This is a genomic window from Marinobacter sp. F4216, from assembly GCF_019931195.1.
Lineage (GTDB): Bacteria > Pseudomonadota > Gammaproteobacteria > Pseudomonadales > Oleiphilaceae > Marinobacter > Marinobacter suaedae.
Genome location: NZ_JAIOUO010000007.1, coordinates 30404 through 52466, shown reverse-complemented (window position 1 = coordinate 52466; position 22063 = coordinate 30404). Strand labels below are relative to the sequence as shown.

Sequence of the window (22063 nt, the reverse complement as noted above, 5' to 3'; positions counted from 1 at the left end):
TCCTGATCGTGATACAGACATGAAATACCCTGGTGTTCGGATGAATGGCGCATAGGATACACCATGGCCCAAAGCGTGAGTAGCAACCAACAATTGCATAAGAGCAATATTGCCAGCCACTTGGCAACTCGCAAAGCCCCACTCAACAAAGCTCAATTACATTTGGCCCCCCATCCCGCAACTGGTAAAATTCGCCGCCTACTTTTCCACTGCCAACGGTTAATGACTCCCCATGAGCGAACAGAAGCCCTCCCTTACCTACCGTGATGCTGGCGTTGACATTGATGCCGGTAACGAACTCGTCCACCGGATCAAGGATACGGCAGCACGTACACGACGCCCGGAAGTGCTTGGCGGTCTCGGCGGATTCGGCGCCATGGTGTCCATTCCCACCGGGTATAAAGAACCGGTACTGGTCTCCGGAACCGATGGCGTGGGCACCAAGCTGCGCCTGGCCATGCAACTCCAGAAGCACGACAGCATCGGTATCGACCTGGTGGCCATGTGTGTGAACGACCTCGTGGTGGGCGGCGCAGAGCCTCTGTTCTTCCTCGACTACTACGCCACCGGTAAGCTCAACGTGGACGTGGCTGCCCAGGTAGTTGCCGGAATCGGCACCGGGTGCGAGCAAGCTGGCTGTGCGCTGGTTGGTGGCGAAACTGCCGAGATGCCCGGCATGTACGAAGGCGACGACTACGACCTCGCAGGCTTCTGCGTGGGCGTGGCCGAGCGCAGCGAAATCATCGACGGCAGCCGGGTGCAGGCAGGTGATGCGCTGATCGCCCTGGGTTCCTCCGGCCCTCACTCCAATGGCTACTCACTGATTCGCAAGATTCTGGAAGTAAGCAACGCTGACCTGAACCAGCCGATGGGCGATACCACCCTGGCCGATGCATTGATGGCGCCGACCCGCATCTACGTGAAGAACCTGCTGGAGCTGATTCGCAGGGTCGATGTGCGCGCGCTGTCTCACATCACCGGTGGCGGTCTGCCCGAGAACATTCCCCGGGTCCTGCCCGAAGGTGCCATTGCCGCTATCGATACCGACAGCTGGACCCTGCCTCCCGTATTCCAGTGGCTGAAAGATGCGGGCGGCGTGGCAAGCGAGGAGATGTACCGCACCTTCAACTGCGGCGTGGGCATGATTGTCTGCGTACCGGCCGACCAGAAAGACCAGGCGCTAAATACCCTTACCGAACTCGGTGAACATGCCTGGCAGGTAGGCGTTATTGAACAATCCGAAGACACCGACACCGACGCCGTCGTTCGCTATGCTCCGGGGCTGTTGAATAAATGAAGGCAGATCCAGCACCTCAGCCAAGCATTCTGATCCTGGCATCCGGCAGTGGATCAAACCTTCAGGCGCTGATTGATGCATCCCGGGAGCGTGATTTCCCGGGCAAAATTGTCGCCGTTGGCTGCAACCGGCCCCAGGCATTTGCGCTGGAACGGGCAGCACAGGCCAACATCGAAACCTTCGTGGTTGACCACACCAAGTACCAGTCACGGGAAGAGTTCGATGGTGCCCTGATGGCAGAGATCCTCCGCCACAACCCGGATCTCATCGTGCTCGCCGGCTTCATGCGAATCCTGACCACCGATTTCGTACGAGCCTTCCGGGGTAAGCTGCTGAACGTGCACCCGTCACTGCTGCCCAAGTACACCGGCTTGAACACCCACCAGCGAGCGCTGGATGCCGGGGAAGCCGTACACGGGACATCGATTCACTTCGTGACCGAAGAACTCGACGGCGGCCCAGTCATCGCTCAGGCCGAGGTCCAGGTTCTGCCGAAAGACACCGCCGAGTCCCTGGAAGAGCGGGTTCAGGCCCGGGAGCACGTGCTGTATCCGATCGTGATTCGCTGGTTCTGCGAGGGCCGCATCCAGCTGGGCAGCGATTTCGCCATGTTTGATGGCGAACTCCTGAAAAGCCCGATGCGACTGCCTGATAACTGATCCCCACCCTGAACGTATTGTCATCCCTTCCTGCGTGGTAACCCGCTAAACTGTCGCTAACTGTGACAGCTTTGGGTTACCACACATGGATTCGTATCGCACACCCGCTAAAACGCTGCCCCGCTTCACCGCCTGGCTCCTGGTCGTCAGTGCCGGCGCTCTACCTACGGCAGCCCACGCCGAGCAACAAACCGAACTGCTCCCCTATGAGGTGACCTACACCGCCTCCATGAACAAGGGCGTCGCCATCGATGGCACCGCCACCCGCACACTCTCACCCCGTGAAGATGGGACCTGGCTCTACCGCACCAAAGTTGATTCGTTCATCGCAGACATTGATGAATCCCTGGTGCTCCGCTGGCAAAACAACCGGGTGATTCCGATCCGCTATCGCTACCGGCTTTCGGGCTTTCTGATCAGGGACCGGAAAGAGTCCATCAATTTTGACTGGGAGTCCGGCAAGGCAACCGGCGAATATAAAAACAAGGACTTTACTCTGGATCTGGAAGACGGCGCGCTCGATCCGCTGGGCCTTCAATTGCAACTCAGCCAGGACATAAAGCGCGGCCAGAAAGACATGACCTACCGAGTGATTGATGGAAACCGGTACGACACAGACCGCTTTGCCATCATTGATCAGGAACCTCTGGACACCTCAAACGGCTCCACCCCTACCCTGAAGGCGGAAAAGATTCGGGAGGAAGACTCCAAGCGGGAAACCCTGATGTGGTTTGCGCCGGAACGGGACTACCTGCTTATTCAGCTCCGGCAGGTGGAGCCGGACGGCAGCACCTACCAGTTGCGACTCACCCAATCCGAGGTGGGGGGTTAAGCCCCGCCCCGGTGCTCGGCCCAGACCCGCTTCACTTCATCGGCGATAATCCGAAGACCTTCGGCCACCCGGTCATCGTCCTGGGAATAGGTGACCCTCAGGCATTCGTGGCGATGACGCCAGTCGTCATCCGGCAATCCGGGGAAGAAGTAGTGACCAGACACCACCAGTACGCCCCTGGCCTTTAGCCGCTGATACAACGCCAGACTGGTCACAGGCAGATCCGGGAACCAGAGCCACAGGAACATGGCGCCTTCGGGCTTATGGATATACCAGCGGCAGTCCGCCTCGCCCATGGCGTTATGGAACACCCCCACCGCCTTTTCCATTTTCTCGCGATAAAACGGACACACTACATCACGGCTGAGACTGAGGATTTCACCGGAACGTACCAGTGGCTCCGCCAGCATCGCCCCGAAGCTTCCTGTGGCCAGATTCATAATGGCATTGATACCGGACAACGCCTTGATAACTGGTTTTGCAGCAATCACGATGCCCGTGCGCGCCGCCGGCAACCCGAGCTTGGACAAACTCAGGCACAGAATAATCTGGTCATTCCAGGTGGGTTTCGCATCCACGAACAGCAGGCTCGGGAACGGGGTGCCGTAGGCACCATCGACAATCAGCGGCACGTCGTGCTCCCGCGCCAAGGCCTCCAGGCGCGCCAGCTCGTCATCCGTCACCACATTCCCGGTCGGGTTGGTCGGTCGGGACACACAAATAGCGCCCGTCTCACCGGTTACCTCAACGGCGTCGAAATCGACGCGATACTTGAACTCATGCCCGTCGGTGAAGGAAATATCCGGCTGGACCGCCCGGAACAGCCCGGGTTCGATACCTGCGTCGGCATAACCAATATACTCCGGGGCGAGTGGCAGCAGGATGTGCTTGCGCTGGCCGTTGCCGTAGTCACCGCCGAACATGTTAAACAACATGAAAAAGGCGGCCTGGCTGCCATTGGTCAAGGCAATGTTCTCAGGCTCCAGCCCCCAGCCATACTCCCGGTTAAGCAGATCCGCCAGCGACGAAATAAACTGTTTCTCTCCCTGGGGCGGATCGTACACACCCACCAGGCGGCGGACATGCTGGTCGCTGGCGCTCAGTTCCGCCAGTATGGACTGGACCCGCTCCTGTATTTCAGGGATGTGTCCGGGGTTACCTCCCCCCATCATGATCATGTCATCACCGGACGCCATGGCATTGCCCAGATCGTCCATCAGGGAGGTAATGCCGGCATCGGCGGTAAATTTGCGTCCAAAGGTGGAGAGTTTCATTGAGAACAGCCTGTCAAACACACCAGATGGATTAACGGCGCACGCCGCAGGAAAAGTGTAGCCCGGGGTCAGTCGCCCAGGGCAATCCCCAGATTACTGACACCGCCATTGGCCGCATCATCCCTGAGTTTCTCTACGAAAGATTCGGTTGGCGTTCGCTGACGCTTCAGCGACAACACGAGATCACGCTGAAAAGCCTTGTCTTCTTTCATCAACGGGTGATGATCCAGCACGCGCACCAGATCATCCTCGCTGAGCTCATCCCCCTCCGAGACCTCGATAAAGCTGACGACTGTCGAGGTTGCCAGCTGTGAAGCCTCGGAGGCACGATGACGGGCCGGATTCAGGCGATTCAGCAGCGCCTGCTCCATCAACTGGCAGAAATCAAACGCGGGATAGACACCGTAGGCGTCGTAAGCATCAACGTCTGGAGACAGGCCTTCGAGCCTGGCCAGCAGCTGCGGAATTGCCGCCTCGCTTGAGCTGTCTTGCAGCAGATCCCAGCCAAGATCCAGCAACTGCCGCATCTTGGCTCCGGTTTTCAGACCGACGGCGTCAGCAAACAGTGCGTAATTGGGAAACGAACGCTCGGCAAGGGCCAGCAGGAAGGCGCATTCGCGCCATCCCTGCAACTGGGAAACGGCTTTCAGAAACTGGTTGGCGTTCATGTCCTGGGCAGGGTTACGCCGGTCTGGCCGAGGTATTTACCACCGCGATCCTTGTAGCTGGTGTCACACACCTCATCGGATTCGAAGAACAGCATCTGGGCTACGCCTTCGTTGGCGTAGATTTTTGCCGGCAGGTTGGTGGTGTTGGAGAATTCCAGAGTCACCTGACCTTCCCACTCGGGCTCCAGCGGCGTGACGTTCACAATGATACCGCACCGGGCATAGGTGGATTTGCCCAGGCAGATGGTGAGCACGTTGCGTGGGATACGGAAATATTCCACGGTGCGTGCCAGTGCGAACGAGTTCGGCGGAATGATGCACACATCACCGGTGTAGTTCACGAAGCTGTTTTCGTCGAAGTTTTTCGGGTCCACGGTCGCCGAATGAACGTTAGTGAAGATCTTGAACTCGTTGCTGCAACGCACGTCGTAGCCGTAGCTCGACGTACCGTAGGAAATAACCCGGCCTTTCTCGGACTCACGGACCTGACCGAATTCAAACGGCTCGATCATGCCCTGCTGCTCGGACATACGGCGAATCCACTTATCGGACTTGATGCTCATTGGTAGAAGTCTCATTCCACTTGAAAAATTGAGGCGTAGTTTACCCGTTACTCGGCAACCTGTCGAAGGTGCGAATGGCGCCCCAATGGGCGTCTGCGCACTCGTTCCGAGGCTCAGTGCTCAGTCACCGACACACTGGAAATCGACCCACCTAGATTGCGCTCCCGGGAGGAAAGCTGAGCACCAACCCGGCGGGCAATGTCCCGGTAGCGGAGCGCCACCTCGGAATCCGGCTCGGCAATTACTGAGGGATTACCGCCATCCGTCTGCTCACGGATGGTCATGTGCAGCGGCAACTGGCCCAGCAGCTCGGTGTCGTACTCCTCGGCGATCCGCTCACCACCACCGTGACCGAACAACGGCTCCTCGTGTCCGCAGTTGCTGCAGATGTGCACACTCATGTTTTCGACCACACCCAGCACCGGAATGTCGACCTTACGGAACATCTCGATGCCCTTCTTACCGTCCAGCAGGGCAATGTCCTGCGGCGTGGTCACAATCACCGCTCCGGTCACGGGGACCTTCTGGGCCAGAGTCAGTTGAATGTCGCCGGTGCCCGGTGGCATATCCACGATCAGATAGTCGAGCTCATCCCAGAGCGTCTGCTGCAGCAACTGCAACACGGCGCCACTCACCATCGGCCCGCGCCAGACCATGGGTGTCTTCTCGGTCACCACAAAGGCCATGGAGTTGGCTTGCAGGCCATGCACCGGCATAGGCACAAAGTACTTGTTCTCCCGGGTATCCGGGCGTTTGCCCTCGGGCACACCGAGCATCATGCCAATGCTGGGTCCATAGATGTCGGCGTCCAGGATGCCTACCCGCGCCCCTTCGGCCTGCAGCGCGAGCGCCAGATTCACAGCTGTCGTGGATTTACCCACTCCACCCTTGCCGGATGCCACAGCAATGATGTTCTTCACACCCGGAACAGAAGGAAGATCTTTCTGCACCTTGTACGAATGGATTTTCTGGCCTACCTGAACGTCGGCACTTTCCACACCGTCAACGTTTTCCAGCGCCACGGCCACCAGCTGCTTCAGGGCGCCGGCAATGCCCGCTGACGGATATGGCAGCTCAACCACCAACTTAACCTCACCGGATTCACTGGATTCAAGGGCTTTAACAGCGCCAAGTTCGTACAAATCCTTACCAAGGTACGGGTCACGATATTCTTTGATGGCCGCCTGCAGAGCCTGCTCTGAAATCTGTGTCATCGGGGTCTCCGAAAGTGTCTCAAGCGATGTTCCGACGCCGTGAAAAGAACGGCGTATAAACAATTACCTGCCGTTCAGGGCTTCCAATGGCATGGAAACAGGTGATCTGGGTGAAAATTATCTGGGCGGAAGGTATCATTTGTGCCCGTTTCTGACCACACAACCCCTTATTTTCTGATGAAAGGTTCGGACACACCATGACGCAAGCGAGTGCAAAGCAACAGCGCGACATTCTGGTTACCAGCGCACTGCCCTACGCCAACGGCCCGATTCACCTGGGTCACCTGCTGGAATACATTCAGACCGACATCTGGGTACGCTACCAGAACATGCGGGGCCAGAACTGTTACTACGTTTGCGCCGACGACGCCCACGGTACGGCGATCATGCTGCGAGCCGAGCGTGAGGGCATTACCTCCGAGCAGCTGATTGACCGGATTCGCGAGGAACACCAGCAGGACTTCGCCGGTTTCCACATTCGGTTCGACAACTATTACACCACGCACTCGGAAGAGAACCGTCAGTTTTCCGAGTACATCTACCGCCAGCTTCAGGAAAACGGCCACATTGCCACGCGCAAGATCACCCAGTCGTACGATCCTGAAAAGAACATGTTCCTGGCAGACCGGTTTATTAAAGGCACCTGCCCCAAGTGCAAAACCGAAGACCAGTACGGCGACAACTGCGAAGCCTGTGGCGCCACCTACACCCCGGCAGAACTGATCAACCCGGTTTCTGCCGTGTCCGGCGCCACGCCGATCGAGAAGGAGTCCGAACACTACTTCTTCAAACTGCCGGACTTCGCTGACTTCCTGGCAAACTGGACCCGCAGCGGCACCCTGCAGCCGCAGGTAGCCAACAAGCTGGCCGAATGGCTGGATGCCGGACTGCAGGAATGGGACATCTCCCGGGATGCCCCCTACTTCGGTTTCGAAATCCCGGATGCCCCGGGCAAGTATTTCTACGTGTGGCTGGACGCGCCCATCGGCTACCTGGCCAGCTTCAAGAACCTGTGTAACCGTGAAAATATCGACTTCGAGCACTTCTGGAAGACCGATTCCACCGCCGAGGTGTACCACTTCATCGGTAAGGACATCATCAACTTCCACGCCCTGTTCTGGCCGTCGATGCTGCACGATGCGGGCTTCCGCACACCAACCGCGGTCTGGGCCCACGGTTTTGTGACCGTGAACGGCAAGAAGATGTCCAAGTCCCGTGGCACCTTCATCATGGCGCGCACCTATCTGGATCACCTGAATCCGGAATACCTGCGTTACTACTTCGCCGCCAAGCTGACCAGCGGTGTCGATGACATGGACCTGAACCTGGAAGATTTCGCCGCCCGGGTGAACTCCGACCTGGTTGGCAAAGTGGTCAACATTGCCAGCCGCAGTGCCGGATTCATCACCAAGCGGTTCAACGGACAGCTCGGTCAGGTGACAGAAGTCGAACGCCTGAGGGAATTCATCGATGCCGGCAAGGAAATTGAAGAATTCTACGAAGCCCGAGAGTTTGGCCGCGCCATGCGCCGCATCATGGAACTGGCGGACACCGCCAACCAGTATGTGAACGACGAGCAGCCGTGGGTGATCGCCAAGCAGGAAGCTCAGGACGAGAAGCTGCAGGCCATCTGCACCAACGCCATCAATATGTTCCGCCTGCTGATGACATACCTGGCTCCGGTACTGCCAAAAACAGCGGAAGCCTCTGAGCATTTCCTCAGCGCCAAGCTGGACTGGAACAACCGCGCGCAGTTGCTGGAAAATCACCACATCAACAAGTTCAAGCCACTGATGAACCGCGTGGATATGAGCCAGATTGAAAAGATGCTGGACGATTCCAGGGAAGAGTTGCCCGCTCCAGCCGACAAGCAAGACCCCATGCAGGAAGAGAAAAGCAAGCTGGAACCGGTCGCCGACGAAATCGAATTCGGTGACTTCGCCAAGGTCGACCTGCGCGTAGCCAAAATTGTCAAAGCCGAGCACGTCGAGGGCGCTGACAAACTGCTGCGCCTGACCCTCGATATCGGCCACGGTGACAAAAACGTGTTCGCTGGCATCAAGTCCGCCTACCGGCCGGAAGACCTGGAAGGCCGCCTGACGGTCATGGTGGCGAACCTGAAGCCGCGTAAGATGAAGTTCGGCCTGTCCGAAGGCATGGTTCTGGCAGCCGGCCCCGGGGGCAAGGATATCTTCATCCTGTCACCGGACTCCGGCGCGACGCCCGGCATGCGCATCATGTAATTCACTGGCGAGGCTGAGCAGTACCGATGACGGAATATCTACTGATCCTGGTGAGCACCATCCTGGTGAACAACTTTGTACTGGTGCAGTTTCTGGGGCTTTGCCCGTTCATGGGGGTTTCCGGCAAGCTGGAAACCGCCATGGGCATGTCCCTGGCCACCACCTTTGTTCTGACGCTGTCATCAGTGTGCAGCTATCTGGCCTATACCTACCTGCTGGCGCCACTGGATCTGGCCTTTCTGAAAACCATCACCTTTATCCTGGTGATTGCGGTGGTGGTTCAGTTCACCGAGATGGTGGTACGCAAGACCAGCCCCCTGCTCTATCGGGTACTGGGTATCTTCCTGCCCCTGATTACCACCAACTGCGCGGTACTGGGGGTGGCGCTGCTTAACCTCAACAAGAACAACAACTTTGTCGAATCGGTACTGTATGGCTTCGGGGCAGCAGCTGGCTTCTCGCTGGTACTGGTGCTGTTTGCCGCCATGCGCGAACGAATTGCGGTGTCTGATGTGCCAGTTGCGTTCCGGGGCGCGGCCATTGGCATGGTGACTGCGGGTTTGATGTCGCTGGCGTTCTTGGGCTTTACCGGCCTGGTCAGCGTGTAACGGAGGCAGGTTGTATGTGGACGGGCATTGTCATCGCAGTTCTGGTGTTGCTCACCCTCGCCCTCGTGTTTGGCGGGTTGCTGGGCTTTGCCTCCGAACGCTTCCGGGTTGAAGGCAACCCGCTGGTCGACCAGATCGATTCGTTACTGCCCCAGACCCAGTGTGGCCAGTGCGGTTTCCCCGGCTGCCGCCCCTACGCCGAGTCCATTGCCGACGGCGACGCCATCAACAAGTGCCCACCCGGTGGTGAATCAACGATCAAGGCCCTGGCGGACCTGCTCGATGTGGAGCCCCAACCGCTGGATGCCGAGCACGGCGTCGAGCAGGAAAAGCGGGTCGCGTTCATCCGCGAGGACGAATGTATCGGCTGCACCAAGTGCATCCAGGCCTGCCCGGTTGATGCCATTCTGGGCGCTGCCAAGCACCTGCATACGGTCATCGAGAGCGAGTGCACCGGCTGTGACCTGTGCGTAGAGCCCTGCCCGGTAGACTGCATCGACATGGTTACCGTCGAACCGGATATCCGTACCTGGACCTGGTCCGCGCCAGCCAAAAACCTGATCGCCACCGACCGCCAGGGAGCCAGAGCCTGATGACACAGTTTTGGGAGTTTCCCGGCGGTATCCACCCGGCCGAGAACAAACATCAGTCGACCCAGCGCCCCATTCGTCAGGCGGGACTGCCCGACCAGCTGGTTGTCCCGCTGCAACAGCATATTGGCGAACCCGCGCAGGTTCTGGTCAAGGTTGGCGACCGGGTTCAGAAAGGCGACAAACTGGCCGAAGTGACCAGCGGCCTGGGTGTCCCCGTCCATGCACCCACCTCAGGCATTATTGAAGCCATCAGCCTTCAGCCCGTCCCCCACCCCTCGGGCATGCAAGACTGGTGTGTGACGCTGCGGCCCGATGGCGAGGATGAGTGGAGAAAACGCCACCCCATCAAGGATTACCGGGCCCTCGAGCGGGATCAGGTACTGGGCCTGATTCGCGAGGCCGGCATCTCCGGACTTGGCGGCGCTGGATTTCCCACCAACGTCAAACTGCGACCGCCCCGGGACCGAAAAGTCAGCACCCTGATCCTCAACGGTGCCGAGTGCGAGCCGTACATCACCGCCGACGACATGACCATGCGCGAAAAAGCCGCCGACATCGTGGCTGGCATGAAGGTCATGGCCTGGATTCTGCGCCCTGAGCGCTGTGTCATTGCCATTGAGGACAACAAACCCGAGGCCATAGAGTCGATCAACAGGGCCATTCAGGGCACCCAGATAGAACTGGCGGTAATCCCGACCAAATACCCGTCCGGTGGAGAGAAACAGCTGATTCACATCCTGACCGGGATGGAAGTGCCCAGCGGTGGCATTCCGGCGGACATAGGCGTGATGTGTCAGAACATCGGAACGGCCGTAGCGGTGGCTGACGCAATATTTGAGGACAGGCCACTGGTTTCCCGGATTGTCACCATCACCGGAGAAGGCGTTGCGGAACCGGGCAACTTCGAAGCTCTGATCGGTACGCCGATATCGTACCTCCTGGAACAGGCCGGCCTCGATGCAGAACGTACCAACCGACTGGTGCTCGGTGGCCCCATGATGGGGTACACGCTCAGCAGCGCGGCTGTTCCGGTGGTCAAGACCAGCAACTGTGTGATCGCCGCCACCAGCGCCGAATTACCTGTACCACCGCCAGAACAGCCATGCATCCGGTGCGGCGAATGTGCGCTGGCCTGCCCCATGGAACTGCTTCCGCAGCAACTGTTCTGGCACGCCAAGGCGGGCGAGTTTGAAAAGGCCGAGCACCTTAACCTGTTCGACTGCATTGAATGCGGGGCCTGCTCCTACGTCTGCCCGAGCTCCATTCCGCTGGTACAGTATTACCGGCACGCCAAGGGCGAAATCCGTGTACAGCGGTCAGAGCAGGAAAAAGCCGATCGAGCGCGGGAGCGTTTCGAGGCCCGTCAGGAACGGCTGGAGCGGGAAAAACGCGAGAAAGAACAGCGCCGGAAAGAACGAGCCAAAGCTGCGGCCGAGGCACAGGCAAAGAAGAAAGCCCAGGCCGAACAGTCCGCGCCCTCGGCAGATGGCGACACCGACGAACGAGCTGCCAAGGCTGCGCTGGTTCAACAGGCATTGGCTCGCAAGAAGGCCAAGGCAGAAGCCAATACCAGCGAAGCGGCACACGATAAGCCGGCACCGGACGCACCAGACATTGAAACCCTCGAAAAACAACTGGCACAGGCCCAGGCCAAGCTCCGTAATATGGAGGACATGCTGAAAGAAGCCCGGAGCAAAGAGGCCGACAACGTGGACAAACTCCAGCGCGCCGTCAGCAAAAATCAGGATCGTGTAAAGCGCGCTGAAGAGGCTCTCGCTGAGGCCCGCCAGCAACAGGGTGGCCAAACTCAATCCCAATCAAACGAATAACCGATTTCAGGCACAACATTCATGTCGTTCGTTCAACAGTCTTCACCTCACGCCCGCCAGGCCCGCCCGACGTCCCAGGTGATGCTGTGGGTCATTATTGCTGCGTTGCCGGGACTGCTCGCGCAGACCCTGTTCTTTGGCTGGGGAAATCTGATCAATGTGGTCTGGTGTGTCGGGGTTGCCATGGCAAGCGAGGCCGCCGTAATCAAACTGCGCGGCAAGCCCGTGGCCTTCTTCCTGAAAGACAACACCGCCGCCGTTACCGGGCTTCTGCTTGGCTTATCGCTACCGCAGTTTACGCCCTGGTGGGTATCCGCCACAGCGGCCATTTCCGCCATTGTGGTGGCCAAGCAGCTGTACGGCGGGCTTGGTTCCAACCCGTTTAACCCGGCGATGGTGGGCTACGCCCTCGTGCTCATTTCCTTTCCGGTGGCCATGACTACCAACTGGGCTCAGCCAGTCATGCTGTGGGGCGATACTCCAGGATTTGGCGAAACCCTGTCTGCCATCGCCTCAGGCCAGCAGACGGTGATCGACGGCTGGACCATGGCCACGCCCCTGGATGAGTACAAGCACAAGATTGCCTCCTTCACCTCCTCTGAAGTGCTCGAACACCCCACCTTCGGAGAGGGCGTTGCACTGGGATGGGAATGGGTGAACGGCGCATTCCTTGCGGGTGGACTGCTGCTGATCGGTTTACGCGTGATCACCTGGCACATTCCCGTGAGCTTCCTGGCCGCTCTCGCCTTTATGAGCCTGGCCTTTGGCAGCAACGCGGACGAATACGCGCCCCTATCCCTGCACCTGCTGGCAGGTGCGACCATGTTCGGAGCGTTTTTTATTGCCACCGATCCAGTGTCGGCGGCCACAAGTCGTCAGGGGAAACTGATTTACGGTGCTGGCATTGGTGTTCTGATCTACATCATCCGGACCTGGGGCAACTACCCGGATGCCGTAGCCTTCGCCGTTCTGCTGATGAATTTCGCCGTACCCTTTATCGACCACTACACGCCACCGCGAACTTACGGACACCACAAGCCTCGCCGTGGTGTGCCAGGCCGGAGCCGGGGATAAGCCATGTCAGCCATTGCACAATCTGTCCGCCGAAGCGCCATTGGTCTGGGCCTGTTCGCCCTGATTACCGGGGGCACCATCGCGGTAACCCAGGCCATCACCAAGGATCGAATCCAGGAACAGGCCGCCCGGGCCGAAGCCAGCGCCTTGTTCGAGATCATCCCGGAAAGCGAACACGACAACGACCTTCTGAACGACAGAGTCCAGTTGCCCGGTGACGAGAATCTGACCACCGCTGCTCCCCCCGTCGCCTGGGTGGCCCGGCAGAATGGTGAGCCGACGGGGATGATTCTGCCCGTGGTGGCACCGGACGGTTACTCCGGGAATATCCGCCTGCTGGTTGGCCTGGATATGGACGGGACCTTGCTGGGGGTGCGCGTCACCAGCCACAAGGAAACACCGGGGCTGGGTGACCGGATCGAGGTGAAGAAATCCGACTGGATTACGGACTTCGCCGGTGAGAACCTGGGCGAGCCGCCCTACCGGAAATGGAACGTGCGCAAAAACGGGGGCGAGTTTGACCAGTTCACCGGCGCCACCATAACACCGCAAGCCGTGGTCAAAGCCGTTCAGCGCACACTGGTCTATTTCCGGAAACATCGTCAGGACATCCGTTCACGTTCACAGTTGGCTGCAGACGGCCAGGCACCTGAGGGAGACGATGGCGGTCAATCCCTGTCAGACCATTCCACCACTGGAGAGCGTTCATCATCATGACCACCAAGACCTCCAGAGAAATCATTAACGACGGACTGTGGAACAACAACCCGGCACTGGTGCAGGTCCTCGGGTTGTGCCCGCTTCTGGCCGTCACCAGCACCGTGGTCAATGCCATCGGCCTTGGGCTGGCCACCCTGATCGTACTGATGGGATCCAACCTGGCGGTATCCCTGATTCGCAACTTTGTCGGCGAGTCGGTTCGCTTGCCCGCGTTCGTCATGATCATTGCGTCCTTCGTCACCTGTACCGAACTGCTCATGCAGGCGTTCACTTACGAGCTTTATCAGATCCTTGGCATTTTCATTCCCCTGATCGTCACCAACTGCGCCATCCTCGGCCGGGCCGATGCCTTTGCTTCCAAGACCACACCCGGACCAGCCTTACTGGATGGCCTGATGATGGGGCTGGGTTTCCTGTTCGTCCTGATCGTGCTGGGTGGTCTGCGGGAGCTGATTGGCCAGGGTACGCTGTTCGCTGACATGAACCTGCTTCTGGGGCCGGGCGCCGCAGATTGGGTAATCCGCCCCTTCGAGAACTACCCGGATGTACTCTTTATGGTGCTGCCACCCGGCGCTTTCGTCGGCCTTGGTCTGTTGATCGCCCTCAAAAATGGCATCGACAACCGACTGGAAGAGCGGCGCAAGGCGGCAGCTCCGTCAGTGGCCCCGGGCAGCAAGCGCGTTCGAGTCACCGGTGATGTGTCCTGAGCCCTGCCAAGTTGAGACCTGAACGCTATGAACAAGCAAAAACGCACCGAAATTTTTACCCGGCTCCGTGACGCGAATCCGAACCCAACCACTGAGCTGAATTACTCAACCCCGTTCGAGCTGTTGATCGCGGTTATCCTGTCGGCTCAGGCGACGGATGTTGGGGTAAACAAAGCGACGGACAAGTTGTTCCCCGCAGCCAACACTCCGGAAGCTATTCTGGCGCTCGGCGTCGATGGGCTGAAGGAATACATCAAGACCATCGGGCTGTTCAACAGCAAGGCCGAAAACGTCATCAAGACCTGTCGCATCCTGATTGAAAAACACGGAAGCCAGGTACCAGAAAAACGCGAAGAGCTTGAGGCATTGCCAGGGGTGGGGCGTAAAACCGCTAATGTGGTACTCAATACGGCATTCGGGCATATGGCCATGGCCGTGGACACCCACATCTTCCGGGTATCGAACCGGACCGGCATTGCACCCGGCAAAAACGTTCTCGAGGTGGAAAAGCGCCTGCTTCGACTGGTGCCGAAAGAGTTCCTTCTAGACGCCCATCACTGGCTGATTCTGCACGGACGCTACACCTGCACGGCGCGCAAGCCGAAATGCGGCGCCTGCATGATCGAAGACCTGTGCGAGTTCAAGGAGAAGCGGGATTACCTCTAGCTACAGGAGGTCTCGTAAGGGCTGTGGCCCCATAACCAGAAAAGCCGGCATCAGTGCCGGCTTTTCGTTGCAGAAGCCTTCGATTAACGCTGGCCCAGCATCGCTTTTTTCAGATCTTTCTGAGCCGGCTTGTCAGACAGCCAGATACCAAACAGGGCTTTCTTGAACTCAAGGCCACCCACGGTGTCCCTCTTCTGGCCATTCTTAAGCACCTTCACGCCCTCCCCCGGCAGATAAACCAGGTCGAATACGTCGCCTTCCTTGATCTCTTCCTTGAACACGTTCATGAAGCGATCAATCTCAGTCTTAACGGGAGCCGTGTTACCGCCGGTAGACGCTTCGAAGCCTTCGAGGGTGGCTTCCGTCATGCGCTCACTGGTGATCATGTCAGAGATAATATGCAGGGTAATGGCCTGGGGCTCATCAGCGTTGATCACCGCGGCACCGTCATTAGCCGCCTGTGGTACATACAGACCACCAACGTAAAGATCCATGAACCACTTGGAACGGGTACCAGCGCCGTTCAGCTTCAGCTCGGTATCCATAGCGGTATAGGTATCAGGCACGTCGACACCATCGACAGTCAGTGCAGAAACCGGCGCAGACAGCGCCGCGGCCATAAAAAGAGATGCGAAACCAGTTGAGATAGCCTTCTTCATAGTCCTTTCCTTTTAGATCATTATTATCTACGCGTTTCAAACGTGCGTGCCCAGGCTTCGACAGCCTTATCCCCACCTGGAATCCGCATTCTACCAACGCTAAAGGGCCACGATTCGGCACCTGGTTCTCATTTGCAATGATATTAAAAAAAAGAAAGGCCGACCGGCTCTCACCGATCGACCTTTGTTTTTTCTCAACTTTTACTTGAACAGAAGATTCCCGGACAGACCTTCCTTCTCAAGGATTTCACGCAGTCGGCGCAATGCTTCTACCTGAATCTGGCGAACCCTCTCACGAGTCAGGCCAATCTCGTGACCAACCTCTTCCAGGGTGCTGACGGGGTAACCCCGAAGGCCAAAGCGCCTGGCCAGTACTTCCTGCTGCTTATCGCTGAGCTGGTCGATCCACTTCTCCAGACAGCTACACATGTCGTCGTCCTGGAGGACTTCCGCGGGGTCTGTGGCGCCTTCATCCGCCACCGTATCCAACAGAGATTTATCGCCACCGGTCCCGATTGGCGTGTCCATGGACGCAACGCGCTCATTGAGCCCCAGCATTCGCTTGACGTCCGCCACGGGCTTATCGACCAGCTGTGCAATCTCTTCGGCTGAAGGCTCGTGATCCAGTTTCTGGGTCAGCTCACGGGCCGCACGAAGGTATAGATTCAACTCCTTCACAACGTGTATCGGGAGGCGAATCGTCCGGGTCTGATTCATGATCGCCCGCTCAATGGTCTGGCGAATCCACCACGTAGCGTAAGTAGAAAACCGAAAGCCACGCTCCGGATCAAACTTTTCGACGGCCCGGATCAGGCCAAGATTGCCTTCCTCGATCAGGTCGAGGAGTGTTAAGCCGCGATTCACGTAGCGCCGGGCAATTTTGACCACCAGACGGAGGTTGCTTTCAATCATCCGCTTGCGGCCAGACTCCTCTCCCTTGCGCGCGAGACGGGCGAAATAAACCTCTTCTTCGGGAGTCAGGAGTGGGGAAAATCCGATTTCATTCAGGTAAAGCTGGGTGGCGTCCAGTTGCTTTTGACTCGAACCGTAACGACCTTGGCTGGAAATTTCTTCTGTCTCGGCTGCGTCATCGTTGCTTGATTGGCTTTCCGCCTTTTCTTCGTGCAGCTCTTCTTCGGATTCTTCTACATCTGCGACCCGATCGACAATAGTCTCTTCACGCTCTGCTGACATGTGTATTGCCCCGTCTTTCAGAAATCCTGTTTAGTCGCCCGATACTCCGTCTTACATGCGGACGTTCGTGGTCTTCCTTCGTTATCAGGAATTACCTGGGCTAGCCGGCCATCACCGTTGCCCTTGTTATTCTTGTTAACAACACGGTTTTTGGTTAGTGCCGGCAGTCGGTGGCAGTAGAGTACTGTCTGGATCTTTACTGTCGTGGAGGCAGGTAGTGGGCGGGGTCGACCGGATTGCCATTCTTTCGAATCTCAAAATGCAACATGGGTCGTTCTGCGCCGCTGCTGCCAAGCTCAGCTATCACCTGACCGGCTTTCACATCCTCCCCTTCTCGCACCAGAATCTTGCGGTTGTGTGCGTAGGCGCTTAAAAAATGCTCATTGTGGTTCACAATAATCAGATTGCCGTAACCAAGCAACCCATTTCCTGCATACACCACATTTCCATTAGCGGCGGCCTTTACGGCATCACCAGGTTTTCCGGCAATATCAAGGCCTTTGTTCACCTTGCCAGATGAAGAATAACCAGCAAGTACGGTGCCAACGTGAGGCCATCGCCAGTCGATCCGGCCCACGGTCTGGCTCTGACTCACCAGCGGTGCGGTCTTTTTCGGTGGCTTGGTAACCTTGGGTTTTGGGGCAGTCTTCGGAGCTGCTTGGGGAGGAGCTACCCGTGGCCTGGTGGGCGCCTGTGCCGGGCGGGATGCAGTCGAAGCCGCTGGGCGAGAAGCTGTAATGGTGCCCGTTCGATCGAGCCGAAGCACCTGCCCCGCCTTGAGGGTCCAGGGCTCGCGGATGCCGTTGGCACTACCTAGTTCCCGGTAATCACGCCCATAGCGCCATGCAATGCTGTAGAGGGTTTCACCAGGGCGAACCACATGCTGTCCCCAGTAGACCGGCGGGTTGTACAGATCATCCTTATACAGAGCCGGGGTATTACATCCGCTCAGCATCAATACACAGAACAAACCGGCCAGTACGGCTCCATTTGCAGCCATGCTCCGGGCACAAAGCGCCCGGATTGCACCACCGGGGAGCCGCACGAGCACGGCAAAAGGAGCATTCATAATCCCGGGAAAAATTGTCACAGAAATAAAATTCAATCCGTTTGGGAGAAACCGCAGTCAGCTACGGCACTGATTCTGGCGTTTTATTCTTTATAAGACTAACTTACTAATATATTGCACAATTCCGAAACGAATCCAAGTTACCCTCTGAACCGATCTGTTACCGGGCGAAACACCGGCTGTGTGCGGCAGGTAACACTTCTTAACACTCCTGACGACGTCGGCTCTGCCCCACCCACTCGATCATAAAAACGAGCACAAGACCACCCAGAGCACAGATAATCGCCCCGGTTATCTGTGGAGACTGACCTGTTAACTCGGCGAAGGAAAGTGGACTGATACTGGCCTCTGTCAGAGGCACCTTGTCGCCGGCACTATTGATACGCCAACTCAGAGTTTCCTTCCAGGGCCATACTTTATTGAGTGAGCCGATCATAAATCCGGTCAACAACGCCAATACAGCATCGTGGAAATGGCGGAATGCCCAGGTAATCAGTCGTGCGATCGACAGCAATCCCACAACGCAGCCTGCGGCAAAGAGCCCGAGGTGCACCAATTCAAAGGATTTGATGGCAGAAAGCACGTGGGCGTACATGCCCAGGATCACAAGAATGAAACTGCCGGAAATACCGGGCAGAATCATCGCGCAGATTGCCACGGCACCAGCTCCGAAAAAGATCACCGGCGATGGATTCAGCTGGTTGGCTGTCAGGGAGGTAATCGTCCAGGCTATGACAACACCGGCAACAAGCGGTACCGCCAGACGGGGGCTGAACCGTTTAATCTGCCGGCTAACATGCCAGACCGACGCCAGAATGAGGCCGAAGAAGAAACTCCATACCAGCACCGGATACTGCTCCAGTGCAGCTCCGATCACCGAGGCCAGAGTCAGAATGCTGGTAAGGACACCTGCCATCAGGCAGAGCAGGAATGTCCCATCGCAGGCGGTCCAGAAAGCCTTGAGCTGGCCGCGGAACAAGTGCCGGAAAACCGCTTCAGGTACCGCACTGATGGCCTCAAGCAAGCGGAAGTAAATGCCGGTGATGAAGGCGATGGTGCCCCCGGATACGCCGGGAACAATATCCGCAGCGCCCATGGCCATCCCCCGGAGATAGACAGCGGCGGGATGATGGTTATGGTATTCATCCGAGGGGTCGAAGTTTTTCTGACTCAACGGATCACGCCCCCCAACAGGGGCACGAAGCGAACAGGCTCGAGATCCCGGCGCACAAACCGGTCACCCCGGCGGACCACCTCCACCAGCACCTGATCGGTCTCACCCACCGGAGCGATCAATACTCCGCCCTCATCCAACTGGGCCAACAGCTCTTCAGGAATCTCCTCGGGGGCCGCCGTCACGATAATGCCATCGAACGGTCCTTTATCGGGCCAACCCATGCCACCGTCGGCATGCTTCATCTGCACGTTACGGACGTCAAGCTGACGCAGGCGGTGCCGGGCCCGGTCCTGCAGGGGTCTGATGCGTTCAACACTGAAAATCTCGGGAAAGATCTGGGCCAGTATTGCGGTCTGGTAACCGGACCCGGTACCAAGCTCAAGTATCCGGTTGGGCTCGTGAGCCAGCAGCAGCTCCGTCATCCGGGCAACAATATAAGGCTGAGACAACGTCTGTCCATGACCAATGGGCAGTGAGGTATCCTCATACGCCCGGTGTGACAAGGCCTCATCAAGAAAGATGTGCCGGGGCACGTCCGCCATCACATCCAGGACCGGTTCTGACTGGATGCCGGCCTCCTTCAGTCTTTGCACCAGCCGCATGCGGGTGCGCCGGGAGGTCATACCAATCCCCTGCAAGGTAGCATTCACGACGGATCGACCTCACCGGTATTCAACTCATCAACCCAATCCGCCAGACGACTCATGGCCTCATGGCGAGTCATATCGACATGTACTGGGGTGATCGAAACGTAACCCTCTTTAATGGCCTGAAAATCCGTGCCCGGGCCGGCATCGCCGCCCTCTCCTGCCGCACCGATCCAGTAGCGCTGCTTCCCGCGGGGACAGGTCATTGGCACCGCACCTTCCGCCCTGCCCCTATGACCGAGCCGGGTTACACGGAAACCCTTCAATTCGCTCCAGGGGACATCAGGTACATTCACATTGAGAATGGATCGGGGGCCAAGCGTCAGAGGACGATCAGATTCCAGAAGTACGCGCACCACACGAGCTGCAGTGTCGTAATGGAAGTGTCCGCTGTTGACCAGAGAAACGGCAATGGCAGGCAACCCAAGGTGTCGCCCTTCGGTGGCCGCTGCCACGGTGCCGGAGTAGATAATGTCATCACCCAGATTGGCGTGGGTGTTGATGCCGGAAACCACCCGATCAAAAGGTTCATCGAACAAACCGTTGACGGCCAGGTGAACGCAATCGGTGGGCGTACCATCGACGGAATGATATCCGTTGGGATGTTTCTCGACCGTTAGCGGTCTGCTCAAAGTCAGTGCGTTGCTGGCACCACTGTGATCCCGATCGGGGGCAACCACTTCAAGCTCGCCAATACCCTCAAGCCCCTCGTACAGGGCGATTAGCCCCGGCGAATGGACACCATCATCATTGGACAACAGAATGCGCACCGTGTTCTCCGCTAGCCGTGTTGCTTGTTATGTTGGCCGAGGCTCCTGTCCTCAAGCTCAAATAGGTCACTTAATACCGTCGTAGCGTACTGGCCTGGCGCCAGTGAAAATGCCACTTGCAGGCAGTCGTCGTCCAGCCAGTGCCAGTTTAAATCGGCAGGCCGGGCTACCAGCGGGCGCCGCTCTGGCTTCATCCGCGTGGTAGAAAAGACTTTCAGTAGCTCAGGATACTGTTCGGCTATTTGCCATTCCAGCCTTGCCTGTGCTTCTTCGGCGGTGGTACCACCATCGCCCCACAGGGGACCAGTCACCGTTCCCGGCTGGCCGTTCAAACCCGGTTCACCATCCATGGGGGACAGCCAGTCACCGCTTTTCACCCGAGCGGCCAGAATTTGGTTGAATATCCATGAACGTGCCGCCGAAAAGTACAATACGTTTTTAGACGCCCCAGCGCCACCACGCTTTTTACCCTTTCCTCGTCGTCCCCGACTGTCCAAAGCATCAGGGTCCATACTGGCCGCCCGATCCAGATTACTTCCGTCGTGACCGAACCGCTGGGGACCAAAATAGTTTGGCGCACCCTGCCCCTTCACTCTCGCCAGCGCCTGATCGATACGCTCCCGGTCGCCAGATACCTGACGAAGGCTAATGACGAAACGATTGCCCTGATGATCGCCCCGACGCAACTTTCGCGAAGAGCGACAAGCCCCGACCACCTGCCATCGTTCAGCGACACGGGCCAGATAGGCCTCGTCCTCCGAGACCAAACCAGGGCGATAGATACTAAACCATTGCCGGGTCACCGCATGGCGATCCTTCAAACCACAGAAACCTACATCGAAGGCACGACACCCGGACAGTTTGGCCAACTCGCGAGCAACGTATTCTGTGTTATCGCCGGATTTCTCCAGCCGAAGACAAAGGTGCTCGCCACTGCCGCTCACCTCAGACAGATCCGTTATTACCGGGAAGTCGTCGAGGATCTCATCAACCCGAAAATCCTCGGGTACCGTCTTCAGGTCAGCGGTAGCCACCCGGCCACCACCTGAAGTGGGCCAGTCCAGACACCAACGTCGCGGCGTCGCACTGGAATCGGTCACGAGAACGACGGCTCCAGAAGGCATATGGCCTGGCAGGCAATCCCCTCTTCCCGACCGGTGAATCCGAGTTTTTCGGTCGTGGTCGCCTTCACACTGACCCGGCTTGCCGGAATACCAAGATCTTCGGCGATGTTCAGCCGCATGGCTTCAATATGCGGCGCCATCTTTGGCGCCTGGGCAATAATAGTGGTATCCACATTCACCACACCAAAGCCCTCTTCCCGAACCCTATTCATTACCCGACGCAAGAGATCACGACTGTCGGCACCCGCCCACTCATCGCTGGTGTCCGGGAACAGGTGGCCTATATCACCGAGTGCAACGGCTCCCAGCAGCGCATCAGCCAGCGCATGCAACAAGACATCCCCATCGGAATGGGCCTTCAGTCCCTGATTATGGGGAATGGACACACCACCAAGAATAACCGCGTCGCCCTCACCAAAGGCGTGTACGTCAAAGCCCTGTCCTATTCGCATATTCGACTCCGGCCAAATTAAGGT

Annotated in this window: 23 protein-coding genes; 11 read left to right on the top strand and 12 right to left on the bottom strand. The window is 57.9% G+C overall.

Annotated elements, in window-relative coordinates:
* Nucleotides 1-232: 232 nt before the first annotated feature.
* The 3 genes from purM to K8I84_RS14050 all read left to right on the top strand — a co-directional run bounded on the left by purM (nucleotide 233) and on the right by K8I84_RS14050 (nucleotide 2788).
* The gene (gene purM, locus K8I84_RS14060; protein ID WP_223795415.1) at nucleotides 233-1297 is read left to right on the top strand and encodes a phosphoribosylformylglycinamidine cyclo-ligase; all 1065 of its coding nucleotides are present in this window, start codon (nucleotides 233-235) and stop codon (nucleotides 1295-1297) included.
* On the top strand, nucleotides 1294-1956 hold the full coding sequence (gene purN / locus K8I84_RS14055) for a phosphoribosylglycinamide formyltransferase (protein WP_223795414.1): 663 nt from the start codon (nucleotides 1294-1296) through the stop codon (nucleotides 1954-1956). The genes purM and purN overlap by 4 nt, the downstream gene beginning before the upstream one ends.
* A gap of 85 nt (nucleotides 1957-2041) precedes the next feature.
* Nucleotides 2042-2788, top strand: coding sequence for a DUF3108 domain-containing protein (locus K8I84_RS14050; RefSeq protein WP_223795413.1), 747 nt, complete (start codon nucleotides 2042-2044; stop codon nucleotides 2786-2788).
* Here the strand turns inward: K8I84_RS14050 and K8I84_RS14045 are convergent.
* The 4 genes from K8I84_RS14045 to apbC all read right to left on the bottom strand — a co-directional run bounded on the left by K8I84_RS14045 (nucleotide 2785) and on the right by apbC (nucleotide 6507).
* On the bottom strand, nucleotides 2785-4062 hold the full coding sequence (locus K8I84_RS14045; RefSeq protein ID WP_223795412.1) for a valine--pyruvate transaminase: 1278 nt from the start codon (nucleotides 4060-4062) through the stop codon (nucleotides 2785-2787). The two genes, K8I84_RS14050 and K8I84_RS14045, sit on opposite strands and share 4 nt — an antisense overlap.
* Before the next feature lie 68 nt (nucleotides 4063-4130).
* Nucleotides 4131-4730, bottom strand: coding sequence for a YjaG family protein (locus K8I84_RS14040; RefSeq protein ID WP_223795411.1), 600 nt, complete (start codon nucleotides 4728-4730; stop codon nucleotides 4131-4133).
* Nucleotides 4727-5293, bottom strand: a complete 567-nt coding sequence (dcd, locus tag K8I84_RS14035) for a dCTP deaminase (protein ID WP_223795410.1) — start codon at nucleotides 5291-5293, stop codon at nucleotides 4727-4729. Before dcd ends, K8I84_RS14040 begins: the two co-directional genes overlap by 4 nt.
* A 113-nt stretch (nucleotides 5294-5406) precedes the next feature.
* Nucleotides 5407-6507, bottom strand: a complete 1101-nt coding sequence (gene apbC, locus K8I84_RS14030) for an iron-sulfur cluster carrier protein ApbC (protein ID WP_223795409.1) — start codon at nucleotides 6505-6507, stop codon at nucleotides 5407-5409.
* 197 nt (nucleotides 6508-6704) lie between these two features.
* On the opposite strand from apbC, the gene metG reads away from it, so the two are divergent.
* Genes metG through nth form a run of 8 tightly spaced genes read left to right on the top strand, consistent with a single transcriptional unit; the run spans nucleotide 6705 to nucleotide 14947 of the window.
* Entirely contained in the window at nucleotides 6705-8750 is a 2046-nt protein-coding gene (metG, locus tag K8I84_RS14025) for a methionine--tRNA ligase (protein WP_223795408.1), read from the top strand.
* Nucleotides 8751-8776: 26 nt separating this feature from the next.
* Nucleotides 8777-9358: an electron transport complex subunit RsxA gene (gene rsxA / locus K8I84_RS14020; protein ID WP_041342626.1), complete on the top strand. Its 582-nt coding sequence runs from the start codon at nucleotides 8777-8779 to the stop codon at nucleotides 9356-9358.
* 14 nt (nucleotides 9359-9372) lie between these two features.
* The gene (gene rsxB / locus K8I84_RS14015; protein WP_223795407.1) at nucleotides 9373-9951 is read left to right on the top strand and encodes an electron transport complex subunit RsxB; all 579 of its coding nucleotides are present in this window, start codon (nucleotides 9373-9375) and stop codon (nucleotides 9949-9951) included.
* The gene (rsxC, locus tag K8I84_RS14010; RefSeq protein ID WP_223795406.1) at nucleotides 9951-11780 is read left to right on the top strand and encodes an electron transport complex subunit RsxC; all 1830 of its coding nucleotides are present in this window, start codon (nucleotides 9951-9953) and stop codon (nucleotides 11778-11780) included. Before rsxB ends, rsxC begins: the two co-directional genes overlap by 1 nt.
* A 21-nt stretch (nucleotides 11781-11801) precedes the next feature.
* The gene (gene rsxD / locus K8I84_RS14005; protein ID WP_223795405.1) at nucleotides 11802-12854 is read left to right on the top strand and encodes an electron transport complex subunit RsxD; all 1053 of its coding nucleotides are present in this window, start codon (nucleotides 11802-11804) and stop codon (nucleotides 12852-12854) included.
* Between the two features lie 3 nt (nucleotides 12855-12857).
* Complete coding sequence (gene rsxG, locus K8I84_RS14000; RefSeq protein WP_223795404.1) at nucleotides 12858-13571, top strand: electron transport complex subunit RsxG; 714 nt, start codon at nucleotides 12858-12860, stop codon at nucleotides 13569-13571.
* Nucleotides 13568-14281 carry an electron transport complex subunit E gene (locus K8I84_RS13995; RefSeq protein WP_223795403.1) on the top strand — a complete coding sequence of 238 codons (714 nt, stop codon included), beginning with the start codon at nucleotides 13568-13570 and terminating at the stop codon, nucleotides 14279-14281. The genes rsxG and K8I84_RS13995 overlap by 4 nt, the downstream gene beginning before the upstream one ends.
* Nucleotides 14282-14308: 27 nt before the next feature.
* On the top strand, nucleotides 14309-14947 hold the full coding sequence (gene nth / locus K8I84_RS13990; RefSeq protein ID WP_223795402.1) for an endonuclease III: 639 nt from the start codon (nucleotides 14309-14311) through the stop codon (nucleotides 14945-14947).
* Between the two features lie 83 nt (nucleotides 14948-15030).
* On the opposite strand, the gene K8I84_RS13985 is transcribed toward nth, so the two are convergent.
* The 8 genes from K8I84_RS13985 to ispF all read right to left on the bottom strand — a co-directional run bounded on the left by K8I84_RS13985 (nucleotide 15031) and on the right by ispF (nucleotide 22039).
* Nucleotides 15031-15606 (bottom strand): chalcone isomerase family protein, encoded by a 576-nt coding sequence (locus K8I84_RS13985; protein WP_223795401.1) that lies wholly within the window; start codon nucleotides 15604-15606, stop codon nucleotides 15031-15033.
* A gap of 201 nt (nucleotides 15607-15807) precedes the next feature.
* Entirely contained in the window at nucleotides 15808-16800 is a 993-nt protein-coding gene (gene rpoS / locus K8I84_RS13980) for an RNA polymerase sigma factor RpoS (protein ID WP_223795400.1), read from the bottom strand.
* A 196-nt stretch (nucleotides 16801-16996) separates the two neighbouring features.
* Nucleotides 16997-17800 (bottom strand): peptidoglycan DD-metalloendopeptidase family protein, encoded by an 804-nt coding sequence (locus K8I84_RS13975; RefSeq protein ID WP_223795399.1) that lies wholly within the window; start codon nucleotides 17798-17800, stop codon nucleotides 16997-16999.
* A 271-nt stretch (nucleotides 17801-18071) separates the two neighbouring features.
* Entirely contained in the window at nucleotides 18072-18971 is a 900-nt protein-coding gene (locus tag K8I84_RS13970) for a DUF368 domain-containing protein (RefSeq protein ID WP_302910637.1), read from the bottom strand.
* A gap of 68 nt (nucleotides 18972-19039) precedes the next feature.
* Complete coding sequence (locus K8I84_RS13965) at nucleotides 19040-19696, bottom strand: protein-L-isoaspartate(D-aspartate) O-methyltransferase (RefSeq protein WP_223795398.1); 657 nt, start codon at nucleotides 19694-19696, stop codon at nucleotides 19040-19042.
* A complete protein-coding gene (surE, locus tag K8I84_RS13960; RefSeq protein WP_223795397.1) occupies nucleotides 19693-20463 on the bottom strand; it encodes a 5'/3'-nucleotidase SurE in 771 nt (256 codons plus the stop codon). Before surE ends, K8I84_RS13965 begins: the two co-directional genes overlap by 4 nt.
* Nucleotides 20464-20474: 11 nt before the next feature.
* Nucleotides 20475-21563, bottom strand: a complete 1089-nt coding sequence (truD, locus tag K8I84_RS13955; protein WP_223795396.1) for a tRNA pseudouridine(13) synthase TruD — start codon at nucleotides 21561-21563, stop codon at nucleotides 20475-20477.
* Nucleotides 21560-22039: a 2-C-methyl-D-erythritol 2,4-cyclodiphosphate synthase gene (gene ispF / locus K8I84_RS13950; protein WP_223795395.1), complete on the bottom strand. Its 480-nt coding sequence runs from the start codon at nucleotides 22037-22039 to the stop codon at nucleotides 21560-21562. Before ispF ends, truD begins: the two co-directional genes overlap by 4 nt.
* Nucleotides 22040-22063: the final 24 nt, after the last annotated feature.

Excerpts from the sequence above, each read along its gene's own strand:
- purN (WP_223795414.1), top strand. The coding sequence starts at position 1,294 with ATGAAGGCAGATCCAGCACCTCAGCCAAGCATTCTGATCCTGGCATCC.
- rsxA (WP_041342626.1), top strand. The coding sequence starts at position 8,777 with ATGACGGAATATCTACTGATCCTGGTGAGCACCATCCTGGTGAACAAC.
- K8I84_RS14050 (WP_223795413.1), top strand. The coding sequence starts at position 2,042 with ATGGATTCGTATCGCACACCCGCTAAAACGCTGCCCCGCTTCACCGCC.
- rsxD (WP_223795405.1), top strand. The coding sequence starts at position 11,802 with ATGTCGTTCGTTCAACAGTCTTCACCTCACGCCCGCCAGGCCCGCCCG.
- rsxC (WP_223795406.1), top strand. The coding sequence starts at position 9,951 with ATGACACAGTTTTGGGAGTTTCCCGGCGGTATCCACCCGGCCGAGAAC.
- purM (WP_223795415.1), top strand. The coding sequence starts at position 233 with ATGAGCGAACAGAAGCCCTCCCTTACCTACCGTGATGCTGGCGTTGAC.
- K8I84_RS13975 (WP_223795399.1), bottom strand. The coding sequence starts at position 17,800 with ATGGCTGCAAATGGAGCCGTACTGGCCGGTTTGTTCTGTGTATTGATG.
- rsxG (WP_223795404.1), top strand. The coding sequence starts at position 12,858 with ATGTCAGCCATTGCACAATCTGTCCGCCGAAGCGCCATTGGTCTGGGC.
- K8I84_RS13985 (WP_223795401.1), bottom strand. The coding sequence starts at position 15,606 with ATGAAGAAGGCTATCTCAACTGGTTTCGCATCTCTTTTTATGGCCGCG.
- K8I84_RS14040 (WP_223795411.1), bottom strand. The coding sequence starts at position 4,730 with ATGAACGCCAACCAGTTTCTGAAAGCCGTTTCCCAGTTGCAGGGATGG.
- rpoS (WP_223795400.1), bottom strand. The coding sequence starts at position 16,800 with ATGTCAGCAGAGCGTGAAGAGACTATTGTCGATCGGGTCGCAGATGTA.
- K8I84_RS13970 (WP_302910637.1), bottom strand. The coding sequence starts at position 18,971 with ATGGCCATGGGCGCTGCGGATATTGTTCCCGGCGTATCCGGGGGCACC.
- nth (WP_223795402.1), top strand. The coding sequence starts at position 14,309 with ATGAACAAGCAAAAACGCACCGAAATTTTTACCCGGCTCCGTGACGCG.
- dcd (WP_223795410.1), bottom strand. The coding sequence starts at position 5,293 with ATGAGCATCAAGTCCGATAAGTGGATTCGCCGTATGTCCGAGCAGCAG.
- metG (WP_223795408.1), top strand. The coding sequence starts at position 6,705 with ATGACGCAAGCGAGTGCAAAGCAACAGCGCGACATTCTGGTTACCAGC.
- K8I84_RS14045 (WP_223795412.1), bottom strand. The coding sequence starts at position 4,062 with ATGAAACTCTCCACCTTTGGACGCAAATTTACCGCCGATGCCGGCATT.
- ispF (WP_223795395.1), bottom strand. The coding sequence starts at position 22,039 with ATGCGAATAGGACAGGGCTTTGACGTACACGCCTTTGGTGAGGGCGAC.
- rsxB (WP_223795407.1), top strand. The coding sequence starts at position 9,373 with ATGTGGACGGGCATTGTCATCGCAGTTCTGGTGTTGCTCACCCTCGCC.
- apbC (WP_223795409.1), bottom strand. The coding sequence starts at position 6,507 with ATGACACAGATTTCAGAGCAGGCTCTGCAGGCGGCCATCAAAGAATAT.
- K8I84_RS13995 (WP_223795403.1), top strand. The coding sequence starts at position 13,568 with ATGACCACCAAGACCTCCAGAGAAATCATTAACGACGGACTGTGGAAC.